This window comes from Nocardioides sp. YIM B13467, from assembly GCF_042788075.1.
In the GTDB taxonomy this organism is placed as follows: Bacteria; Actinomycetota; Actinomycetes; order Propionibacteriales; family Nocardioidaceae; genus Nocardioides.
Window position 1 is genome coordinate 1117022 of sequence record NZ_JBHZPJ010000046.1, and the last position, 11408, is coordinate 1128429.

7 protein-coding genes are annotated in these 11408 nt (G+C 68.6%); 3 read left to right on the forward strand and 4 right to left on the reverse strand.

What is annotated here, in order from left to right:
* Positions 1-3 precede the first annotated feature (3 nt).
* A complete protein-coding gene (gene uvrC / locus ACFX43_RS12645) occupies positions 4-1980 on the reverse strand; it encodes an excinuclease ABC subunit UvrC (RefSeq protein ID WP_378821292.1) in 1977 nt (658 codons plus the stop codon).
* Positions 1981-2041: 61 nt separating this feature from the next.
* A complete protein-coding gene (locus tag ACFX43_RS12650; protein ID WP_378821295.1) occupies positions 2042-5968 on the reverse strand; it encodes a GH92 family glycosyl hydrolase in 3927 nt (1308 codons plus the stop codon).
* Positions 5969-6200: 232 nt separating this feature from the next.
* Here ACFX43_RS12650 and ACFX43_RS12655 point away from each other — a divergent pair, with 232 nt between their 5' ends.
* Both ACFX43_RS12655 and ACFX43_RS12660 read left to right on the forward strand, forming a co-directional pair.
* Positions 6201-7235 carry a LacI family DNA-binding transcriptional regulator gene (locus tag ACFX43_RS12655; RefSeq protein WP_378821297.1) on the forward strand — a complete coding sequence of 345 codons (1035 nt, stop codon included), beginning with the start codon at positions 6201-6203 and terminating at the stop codon, positions 7233-7235.
* Between the two features lie 60 nt (positions 7236-7295).
* Positions 7296-8579: a pyridine nucleotide-disulfide oxidoreductase gene (locus ACFX43_RS12660; protein ID WP_378821298.1), complete on the forward strand. Its 1284-nt coding sequence runs from the start codon at positions 7296-7298 to the stop codon at positions 8577-8579.
* A 131-nt stretch (positions 8580-8710) separates the two neighbouring features.
* Here the strand turns inward: ACFX43_RS12660 and ACFX43_RS12665 are convergent, their stop codons facing one another.
* Positions 8711-8953, reverse strand: coding sequence for a Rieske (2Fe-2S) protein (locus tag ACFX43_RS12665; protein WP_378821300.1), 243 nt, complete (start codon positions 8951-8953; stop codon positions 8711-8713).
* Between the two features lie 163 nt (positions 8954-9116).
* Here ACFX43_RS12665 and ACFX43_RS12670 point away from each other — a divergent pair, with 163 nt between their 5' ends.
* Complete coding sequence (locus ACFX43_RS12670) at positions 9117-9788, forward strand: TetR/AcrR family transcriptional regulator (protein WP_160022120.1); 672 nt, start codon at positions 9117-9119, stop codon at positions 9786-9788.
* 18 nt (positions 9789-9806) lie between these two features.
* On the opposite strand, the gene ACFX43_RS12675 is transcribed toward ACFX43_RS12670, so the two are convergent.
* Positions 9807-11369, reverse strand: a complete 1563-nt coding sequence (locus ACFX43_RS12675) for a glycoside hydrolase family 32 protein (RefSeq protein ID WP_378821302.1) — start codon at positions 11367-11369, stop codon at positions 9807-9809.
* Between the last annotated feature and the right edge of the window lie 39 nt (positions 11370-11408).

Here is an 11408-nt window from a genome sequence, read left to right on the forward strand (position 1 = left end):
GACCTACTCCTCGATGATCTCGCCGGTGGTGACGTTGATGGCGCTAACCTTGCCATTCTTCGCGGTCTGCTCCACAGCGGTCTTGATCGCTGTCGCGGTGCCGGGGCCGATGCCGGGCACCTGAGCGATCTCCTCGACGGTCGCCGCCTTGAGCTTCTTGAGCGAGCCGAAGTGCTTCATCAGCGTCTTGCGGCGCACCTCGCCGAGGCCGGGTACGTCGTCGAGCAGGCTCTCCACCATCGACTTCGACCGACGGCCGCGGTGGTGGGTGATCGCGAACCGGTGCGCCTCGTCGCGGACCCGCTGGAGCAGGTAGAGCCCCTCGGAGCTCCGCGGCAGGATCACCGGGTCCTCCTCGTCGGGGACCCAGACCTCCTCGAGGCGCTTGGCCAGGCCGACGACCGGGATGTCATCGATGCCGAGCTCGGTCAGGGCCCGCTGCGCGGCCGCCACCTGGGGCGCGCCGCCGTCGACGACGACCAGGCCGGGGGCATAGGCGAACTTGCGGGGCCGGCCGGTCTCGGGGTCGACCAGCATCGGCCCACTGGCGCCCTCCACTTCGGTCGATACGATCGACGTCGACTGCTCGTCGAGAAGCCGCTTGAACCGCCGAGTGATCACCTCGTGCATCGCCCGCACGTCGTCGGAGCCGTCCTGGCCCTTGATGATGAACCGGCGGTATTCGGACTTGCGGGCCAGCCCGTCCTCGAAGACCACCATGCTGGCCACGATCTCGGTGCCCTGCAGGTGGGAGATGTCGTAGCACTCGATCCGGAGCGGCACCTCGTCGAGCTCGAGCGCCTCCTGGATCTCCTCGAGCGCCCGGTTGCGGATGGTCAGGTCGCTGGCGCGCTTGGTCTTGTGGAGCGCGAGGGCCTGCTTGGCGTTGTTGGCGACGGTCTCCTGGAGCGTCTTCTTGTCGCCACGCTGCGGGACCCGGATCCTGACCTTCGCCTTCCGTACGTCCGAGAGCAGCTCCTCGAGGGTCTCGTGGTCGGGCGGCAGCGCCGGGACCAGGATCTCGCGCGGGATCGCCTCAGCGTCCTCGCCGGCGTAGAGCTGGAGCAGGAAGTGCTCGACCAGGCCTGCGGTGTCGGCGTCGTCCATCCGGTCCGCGACCCAGCCGCGCTGGCCCTTGATGCGGCCGCCGCGTACGTAGAAGATCTGCACGCCGACCTCGAGCGGGTCCTCGGCCAGGGCGATCACGTCGGCGTCGGCACCGTCGCCGAGCACCACCGCCTGCTTCTCCAGGGCCCGCTGCATCGCGGCGAGGTCGTCGCGCAGCCGCGCGGCCTTCTCGAAGTCGAGGGCCTCGGACGCGGCGTACATCTCCTTCTCGATCCGCTTGGTGAAGGTCGTGGTGTGGCCGGCCATGAAGTCGCAGAAGTCGTCGACGATCTCGCGGTGCTCCTCGGCGGAGATGTTGCCGACGCACGGGGCGGTGCACTTGTCGATGTAGCCGAGCAGGCACGGGCGGCCGATCTGCTGCGAACGCTTGAAGACGCCGTTGCTGCACGAGCGCATCGGGAAGACCCGCAGCAGGATGTCGACGGTCTCGCGGATCGCCCAGGCGTGGCCGTAGGGGCCGAAGTATCTGGTGCCCTTGCGCTTGGCCCCGCGGCCGACCATGACCCGCGGGAACTCCTCGCCGACGGTGACCGCGAGCCAGGGGTAGGACTTGTCGTCGCGGTACTTGACGTTGAACCGCGGGTCGAACTCCTTGATCCAGGTGTATTCGAGCTGGAGCGCCTCGATGTCGTTGTTGACCGTCGTCCACTCGACGCTGGCCGCGGTGGTCACCATCGTGGCCGTGCGTGGGTGGAGGCTGGGGATCGGCTGGAAGTAGTTCGCGAGCCGTTGACGCAGGTTGATCGCCTTGCCGACGTAGATCACCCGCCCCTTGGGATCGCGGAACCGGTAGACCCCGGGCTGGGTGGGGATGCTCCCAGCTTTCGGGCGATAGCTCTGCGGATCGGGCACGTCCGCCAGCCTATCGGCGAGGACCGACAGGCTGGCGGTACGCAGGGCGTGCTCGGATCGGCTAGCCGAGCAGTTCCACCTCCGAGAGCGTGATCTGCTCCGCTGACGTCCCGGTGAACTCGATCCGGATCCGGTTGAACCTCGACTCCGACTCGAGCTTGAACGGCCGGGTGGCCTGCTGCCAGGCGAACTCCTCGCCCGAGCGCCGGTCGAGGACCTTCCAGTCGGTGCCGTCGTTGGAACCCTTGACGACCCAGCCGCTCGGTGAGCCACCGTCGGCGCCATTGGTGAGGGTGTAGAAGGACACCGGCACCCTGGTCCCGGAGAACCGGTACTCGACCCAGCCGTCACCGGCCACGGTCGTCTGCGTCCCGGAGTCGTTGTCGACCAGCGTCTCGCCGTCGTTTCCGCTGGCGGAGACCGTGCCCTTGCCCGGGCCCGACTTGTCGGCGATCGGCGTGGCCGGCTCCGACCCGGTGGTCAGCGACGGTGGGACGGCGCTGGGCGAGGTGCCCCAGCGCGACGGCTTCGAGCCCATGTCGAACTCGATGGTGCCGCCGTCGGCGAGCTCCTTGTGGGAGACGTACGTCTTGTCCCAGGTCTTGCCGTCGATCTTGACGCCCTGGACGTAGATGTTCTCGTTGCTGTTCTTCGGTGCCTTGATCACCAGGTCCTTACCGCCCTCGAGGTGGAGGGTGGCCTTGGTGAACTGCGGCGAGCCGAGTACGAGGTTCTCGCTGCCCATCTGGAGCGGGTAGAGGCCGAGGGCGGCGAAGAGGTACCACGCCGAGGTCTCGCCGTTGTCCTCGTCACCGGCGTAGCCCTGCCCGATCTCGGAGCCGGTGTACATGCGGCGCAGCGTCTCGCGGACGATCTCCTGCGTCTTCCAGGGCTGCCCGGTGTAGCTGTACATCCACGGGATGTGGTGGCTGACCTGGTTGGAGAAGCCCCACTGCCCCATGCGTACGTCACGGGCCTCACGGATCTCGTGGATGATGCCGCCGTAGGAGCCCGGGTACTCCCCTGTCTCCGGGGTCGCGAAGAACGTGTCCAGCTTCTTCGCGAGCCCGCCGCGACCGCCGTAGAGGTTGGCCAGGCCCTGGCCGTCCTGCGGGGTGTGGAACGCGAAGTTCCACCCGTTGGTCTCGGTGTAGTCGTGGTCGCTGCCCCACACCAGCGGGTTGTAGTCGGCCGGCGACTTCTTGAAGGTGCCGTCGGCGTTGCGGCCCTGGAAGAAGCCCACCTTGGTGTCGAAGGTGTTGACGTAGTTGCGGGCCCGGCCGAGGAAGTACTCCGACTCCTCCTTCAGCCGCTTCCTCTCGGCGCGGGAGATCCCGTCGCGCTTGGCGAGCTTCGCAGCCATGTTTCCGATGCCGTAGTCGTTGATGTAGCCCTCGAGCCCCCAGGAGACGCCCTCACTCACGGCCGCGGGCGTGTAGCCGAGGAACACCGAGGTCTGCATGCCCTTGCGGCCGACGTTGGAGTTGGTCGCGGAGCCCGGAGGCCGGACGGTGGCGTTCTTCACGGCGGCCGCGTAGGCGGCCTCCGCGTCGATCCCCTCGACCCCCTTGACGTACGCGTCGGCGAAGGAGACGTCCGAGCTGGTCCCGGTCATCAGGTTGGCGTAGCCCGGCGAGGACCAGCGCGAGATCCAGCCGTTGTCCTTGTACTGCTGCACGAAGCCGTTGACCATCTCGGCCGCCTGGCTCGGCTCCAGGAGCGAGTAGGCCGCCCAGGTGGTGCGGTAGGTGTCCCAGAAGCCGTTGTTCACATAGACCTTGCCGTCCACGATGTCGGCACCGGTGTGGGTGGGAGTGGTGCCCGGCGGGTTGGTGTCACCGGAGGTGGACTGGACGGCGTGCTTCCAGACCGGCTCGTCCTCGGTGCCGGTGTTCTCGTGACCCGAGTTCGGGTAGAGGAAGAGCCGGGCGAGGTTGGAGTAGACGGTCGTCTTCTGGTCCTTGGTCGCGCCCTGGATGTCGACGACGTCGAGCTTGTCCTGCCACAGCGCCTTCGCCTTCTCCTTGACCGTGTCGAAGGAGTCGTCGCCGACCTCGAGCTCGAGGTTGCGCCTGGCCTGGTCGATGCCGATCAGGCTCGTGGCGATGCGCATCGTCACCGTCCTGTCCGCGCCGGCGTCGAACTCGAGATGACCCTGTACGTTCGGGCGCTCGCCGGTGGCGTACTTGCCGCCGCCGGTGACCGGCTGGTCGAAGGTCGCGTAGACGTACATCCGGGTGGCGCCGTTGGACAGGCCGCTGCGGGTGTCGGTGAAGCCGGTCAGCGTCCCGGCAGCCGGGTCGAGGGTCAGTCCGCCGTCGTTGTTGACGTTGTCGAACACCAGCCGCGCGGAGTCGCCGGGGTAGGTGAACCGGAACACGGCGGCATGGTCGGTCGGTGCGACCTCGGCGCTCTGCCCGTTGTCGAAGCCGACCTTGTAGTAGTGGGGCCGGGCGGTCTCGTTCTCATGCTCGAAGGTGAGCTCGCGCGCGTTGCGGCCCGGGTCGGGGATGCCCTCGGCGGCCGACGGCATCACCTGGAACGTCTGCCGGTCGCCCATCCACGGGCTGGTCTCGTGGCTCAGCGTCAGTGCCTGCAGGCTGGTCCGGTTCTGGGCGTCGTTGTCCTGGTGGTAGCGGTAGAACCATGACAGCGAGCCCGCGTTGGTCATCGGCGCCCAGAAGTTGAAGCCGTGCGGGACCGCGGTCGCCGGGATGTTGTTGCCCCGCGAGAAGCTGCCGCTGGACTGGGTGCCACGGGTGGTGACGGCGTAGTCGACGCGGCTGTTGATGTGGGGTGCGTCCGGGGAGGCTGTGATCGCGATGTCGTCGTACCAGCCACGGAACTTCGTCGGGCCGCTCGGAGCGTCGACGGCCACCAGGATCCGGTCGATCGTCCTGCCCGCGGCGACCTCGCCGATGACGGAGGTCTTCTTGTTCCACTGGTTGGTGTAGAGCGACTTCGACTCACCCTGGCCCTCCGGCGACAGGACATAGCCCTGCGCGTCGAGCGCGCCCAGCTCCGAGAGCAGGGTGCCGTCGGTGAAGGCCAGGTCGACGGCCGTGTAGGTGCTCGGGTAGGTCAGATCGCCCTCGATGAACTCCGGGAAGACCAGGTAGGACAGCTCGGTCTCGGCACCGATGGGGATGTCGACGTCGAAGACGCGGTTGTAGGAGTGGCCCTTGTCAGCGGTGATCTTGCCGGCGTACTCGAAGGCGTGCACTCCGGTGAACCCGACCTTCGACTTCGCGGCGTACGCCGTGGCGGGGCCGTCGTCGGGGTGGCTGGTCATGTTCTTCAGCGGCGGCGGGGGCTCGGAGCCGTCGGAGAGCTGCCACTCGGCGAGCTGGATGATGCCGCCGCTCTGGTTGGCGGAGATGTCGATGCGGTAGTGGGAGTACGCCTGCGGTGAGGCGATCTCGAACTCCCGGGTCTGGAAGCGCTCGTCCCAGGACTGGCCGGTGCGGGTGTCGACGGTCGTCCAGGTCTGGCCGTCGGTGGACCCCTGGATCACCCAGTTCTTGGGGTCACGCTCGGCGGCGTCGTTCGCCGAGGTGAGGGCGTACCTGACGACGTCGACTGGCTGGTCTAGCTCGATCTGCACCCAGCCGGTGGTCGCGAATGTGAGCCATTTGGTGTTGATGTCGCCGTCGACGAGCTCGGCGGCCCCCTCGCCCGAGCCGGAGTTCTCTCCGCTGGCGGTGACACCGGTGATGTGCTCGGAGATGTCGCCGGGGATGCCGAAGGGGTCGGGTCCGGTGACGCCCGCGGTGCGCGGGTTGCCGTCGTCGTCGGTGTCGACGAGGTCGGCCCAGCTGGGCTGCGGGTCGCCCTCCTCGAAGGAGGCCGACCAGTCGCCGCCCTCGGCGGCCTGCTGGGGGTCGGCGGTGTTGCTCTTCGGGGCCGAGGGCTCAGGTGCCTCCGGCGTCGCGAGCGCGGGTGCGGTGCCGGTCATCGCGACCATCAGCGCCGCCGTCGCGGCGATCATCGCGGCCAGGCGGGCCCGGCCTCTCGTTCTGCGTGGTACGTCCGAACGATGCATCGGTGTGATCTCCTTCACATGGGGGCCATCCCAGATGGAACCGTGAGATGACAACGTTGTCAACGACGTTTGCGAAGGATTTACGCGTGCACTCTCGAGATGCGTCGTGATTTGTGCCGACACACGGGAAGAATTGAGACATCGTTGTCGCGCTCGGATCGACGTCTACGCTGAGCACGTGGCATCACCCTCGTCCGAGCAGACCCGTCAGCAGCGCCGCCCGACCATGAAGGACGTCGCGGCGGCGGCCGGGGTGAGCCTGAAGACCGTCTCGCGGGTGGTCAACGGCGAGTCGAACGTCAACGACGACCTACGCGCGGCCGTGCTCGAGTCGATCGCCGAGCTCGGCTTCCGGCGCAACGCCAGCGCCCGCGATCTCCGGCAGGGACGGTCGGGCACTGTCGGGCTGCTGCTCGAGGACGTCGCCGACCCGTTCTACTCGATCCTGTCCCGCGCGGTCGAGGAGGTCGCCCGGGAGCACGGGACGATGGTCTTCGCCGGATCCTCGGCCGAAGACGCCGACCGGGAGCGCGAGCTCGCTCTCGCGTTCTGCGAGCGGCGCGTCGACGGGCTGATCGTCGTACCGGCCGGCACCAGCCACTCCTACCTCCTCCCCGAGATGCGGGCCGGCATCCCGGTCGTGTTCGTCGACCGCCCGCCCGGGGACATCGAGGCGGACATGATCCTCACCGACAACCGCGGTGGCAGCCGGCGCGGCGTGGAGCATCTGCTCTCCCACGGACATCGCCGCATCGGCTTCATCGGCGACGCACCGGAGATCTACACCGCAGGCGAGCGCCTGCGCGGCTATCGCGAGGCGCTCGAGTCCGCCGGGATCCCCTTCTCCGACGATCTCGTCACGCAGGCGCCCCCGTCTCCCGCGTCGACCGCCGACGCACTGGACCGGCTGCTCGACGGGCCGTCACCGGCGACGGCGCTGCTGTGCGGCAACAGCCGCACCACCGTCAGCGTGCTCCGCGAGCTCGCCCGGCGCTCGACGCGACTGGCCCTGGTCGGGTTCGACGACGTCGAGCTCGGCGATCTCCTCCAGCCGGGACTCACCGTCGTCGCCCAGGATCCCGGAGCCATGGGCGCGGCCGCCGCGCGACTCCTCTTCCAGCGCATCGCCGGCGACACCGCAGGCCCGCCCCAGACGGTCACCATCGGCGCCCGACTGATCCCCCGGGGCTCCGGCGAGCTCCCGGTTCCCTGAGTCTGGGGAAATCTGCCGCACCGGCCTGGGTTTTAAAGTCTAGTGGTCTAGTATGGTTATGTGCCTTGTCGTGACCGCTACGGATACGCGCTGACCACCAGTGACGAAGCTGCCCTGGCCTACTCCCAGGGGCTGCTCGACGTGCTTCGTCTACGGGACGGCGCCCTCGCCTCCTTCGCGGCCTCGATCGTCCTCGACCCGACGTTCGCGCTCGGACACGCGGCTCTGGCACTGCTCGGCCACGAGATGTGCGCCCCCGTCGACGTCGGCGCCCGCCTGAAGCAGGCTCGGCTGCACGCCCGGCGGGCGACCGAGCGCGAGCGCAGCCACGTCCACGCGGTCGAGGCCCACATCGGCGGCAACCCGCGGCCGCTGATCGACCACCTGGCGGCCTTCCCGCGAGACGCACTGCTGCTCTCGACCGCGGTGCCGACCATCGCCTTCGCCGGGGCCACCGAGGTGCCAGAGGAGGCGTGGGCGATCGTCGAACGCGCCAGGCCCGCCTACGGTGACGACTGGTGGTTCGCCGGCCTGCTGGCCTTCGTACGCCAGGAGCAGCGCCGCTTCGACGACGCGATGTCGCTCTCCTGTGCCTCGCTGGCGGTGGAGCCCGGCGCCGGCCACTCCGCCCACGCCCGTGCGCACGCCCACTACGAGACCGGCGACCACGAGGCCGGTCTCACCTGGATGTCCTCGTGGGTGCTCGGCGACGGCGCCCAGATCGACTCGCTCTCCCACTTCTCCTGGCACGCCGCGCTGCACGAGCTCTCGCTGGGCGACCTGGACGCCGTACGCCGCCGCTACGAGACCCAGCTCCAGCCCGGCCACGCGTTGGGTTGCCGGGCGCTGGTCGACTCCGGCTCGTTGCTCTTCCGGTGGGCGCTCACGCCGGGTGCTCACGACGTGCCCGACATCGCCGAGGTCGTACGCGTCACCGGCCGCGAGACGATGATCCGGCCCGCCACCCCGTTCTTGGCCATGCACACCGCGGTCACGCACCTCGCCACCGGTGACGCCGCTGCGCTCGACGAGCTGAGGTCGTGGGCCGCCGGGCACGTACATCCGACCATGGCCACCGTCGTCTCCCCGCTCGCCGAGGCGCTCGGGCTGATGGCCCGCGACGAGAACTCGGCCGCCGCCGACCGGCTCGCGGCGCTGGCGCCGTCGATCCGCCGCCTCGGCGGCTCCGACGCACAGCGGGAGATCATCGAGGAGGCCCGCATCGCCGCCCTGCTCCGCGCCGACCGATGGGACGAGGCCCGGGTGCTGCTCGATGCCCGTCTCGACCGCCGTCGTTCCCCGCGCGACGAGCTGTGGCGGGCACAGGCCCTCGCGCGCGCCTGACCAATCCTGCCGAAACGTCACTTCTGCAGGTCGAGTGGGCAGCGGCGTGACGTGTCGGCCTGCAGAGCTGACGCCTCGATCTGTGCGCGTGACGCCTCGGCCGGCGGGGGCGACGCCTCGACCAGGCTGGCTCAGCTGGGGACGATCTCGCCGTCGGTGACCTCGAAGGCGACCTCCTCCAGCGCGCTCGTCGCCGGGCCCTGCGTCACCGAGCCGTCCTCGATCGAGAAGCGGCTGCCGTGGCACGGGCAGTCGATGGTGCCGCCGGCGACCTTCGTGACCGGGCAGCTCCGGTGGGTGCAGATCGCGGAGAAGACCTTGAACGTGCCCTCGGTCGGCTGGGTGGCCACCAGGTTGCGGTCAGCGACGATCACTCCCCCGCCGACCGGGACCTCGCTGGTCGCNCTCGGCGCCCGAGGAATCGGGTGCGGTGGTGGGCTCGGCGCTCAACGGGACTCCTTGTGAACTTCAGTGTCAATGAATGAGACTAGGTGTCATGCGGCATGATGTCCAGGGAACGATCCAAAAGGGAGAGTGATGGCAGCAGCGCGTGACGAGATCTCGGATGCGGCGTTCCGCCTGTTCGGGATCCAGGGGTACGCGGCCACCTCTGTCGACGACATCGCGTCCGAGGCCGGCGTCAGCCGCAGCACCTTCTTCCGTTCCTTCGGGTCGAAGGAAGCGGTGATCTTTCCCGACCACGATGAGATTCTCGGCCGGGTCGAGGAGCGATTGCGTTCGTCACCTGCAGACGCCGGCCTTGCCGCCGTCACGGACGCGGTCAAGATCGTGTTGTTCCACTACGTCGCGGAGGGCGAGCGTGCGCGGGAGCGCTATGGGCTGACCTCCACCGTGCCGGCTCTCCGTGAGCGTGAGCTGGTGAGCGGTGCCCGCTACCAGCGCCTCTTCCGTCGCTACCTGAGTCACTGGGCCGACGCCTCGCCAGAAGCGGAGCTCCGCGCCGAGATGACGGCGGCGGCAGTCGTCGCTGCACACAACCGCGTGCTTCGCCGTTGGCTTCGGCGGGAGTGCACGGACCCTCAGCGGGAGATCGAGCAGGCACTGGCCGCGGTCCATCGCACCTTCGCCGACGAGAGCGAGGCATCGATCGGGATGCTCGTCGTTCCGGCCGGCGTTCCCGCCTCGGCCGTGGAGAAGGCAGTCAAGAGGGCGCTGGAAGGCATTGCCGTCCGAAACCTCGATCAATGAGGTCGGACGGCAATCGAGTCAGCCGATGCTCCGGAGCTGGCGGATGGTGATGCCGGTGAAGTCTGCTGGCCCGCCGTCGGTGTAGAGCGAGATGCCGGTGTCGCCCTCGGTGAAGTGCACCTGTTGGGAGAGCACGGTGTGGCCGGCGTTGACGAACACCTCGACGCTCTGGGTGTCGACGAAGATCCGCAGGTGCACTGATCGTGCGGCGGCGTCGATGGGCGCGGCGGCTCGCGTGTAGGGCGCCAATGAGTACCCGGCGAGATCGGAGGGGGCTCGATCGACGTAGATCTCGGCCCCGTACTTGCCGATGTTGGTGTGTCGTGAGCCGTCGGGGGAGCGCCCGACGGAGACACCGACGTTGGTGGCGGTGTCCCAGGAGATGTCGAGCTCGAGCTCGTAGGCCCGTCCGTTCCATGGGAGCACGAGGCTGCCGTTGACCGTGCGGTCTCCCAGAGTCGTGGTATCTGTCACGTAGTCCGAGAGTGTGCTCACGGGGCTGCTGAGCAGGGAGTACCACCCGCCCGACTGCCGCTCGAGACGCAGCTCGCGCACGATCGAGTTCTGTCCGTTGTAGCCGTCGGAGGCGTCGGTCGGCACGTCCCGTGCGGCGTACTTCCAGTTGTTCATCCAGGCGATGGCGAGGCGCTTGGTCTCCGGAGCATCTACGGCGGGCCAGGTGACCGCGGCGTACCAGTCCCAGCCCCAGTCGAGCCACTGTGGGGTCAGGTCGTAGGCGATGAACTCCTCGCCGTTCCAGGTGCCCATCCAGTAGGCGTACGTCATTGGCAGCCCGATGCTGTAGGCGTCCATGCTGGCGCCGAGCACCCAATGTCGGGTGCCGTCGTTCGCGGTCATCTCGAACAGGTCGGGGCACTCGATGCCGCCGAGGGCGTGGTTCGGGTAGTCGAAGTTGCGCTTCAGGTGCCAGTCGATCAAGTTCGAGGAGGTGTAGAAGGCCGCGTATCGTGCCCGGCCGATCACGCACACCCACTCGCCGCGGGCGGTGTCCCAATGGATCTTCGGGTCCCGGAACCACTCGGCGTTCTCGATCTCGGCGGGTGTTGTCGCGGTGCGGCCGTCGGTGTTGACGATCACCGGATCGGGCCGAGGGGTGAAGGTGAAGCCGCCGTCGGTCGACCAGTAGAGGTACTGCTCCTGATACTTGCGGATGCCGTCGGTGGGTTGCGTCGCGAGTGCGATGACGGCTCCGGCGCCGTATCCGGCCGTGTTCGCCGTGTCGACGACGGCCGACCCGGACCACACCGGGAAGTCGGGCTGAAGGGGCATCACGGTGCCGTGGTGGGTGAAGGCGACACCGTCGGTCGTCGTCGCGTGGTCCCAGCCGCCGGGGCCGTTGTTCTGCGTCGAGTGCAGGTAGTAGAGCTGGTAAGCGCCGCCGGTGGTGACCGGGCGCTGCGGGTCGCACAGCCATCCCGAGGGAGGCGTCATGTGGTAGACCGCCCGCAGTGACGTCTGCGCGGCGTGTGCGGCGGTCGAGCCGGCGTGCACCGCGAAGAACGCGAGCGAACCGGCGCCGGCGCCTTGCAGCAGACTGCGTCGTGAGATGGGGTGGGGCATGATGACTCCTTCGGTTCGGCCCGATGCGTCGGGCAGATC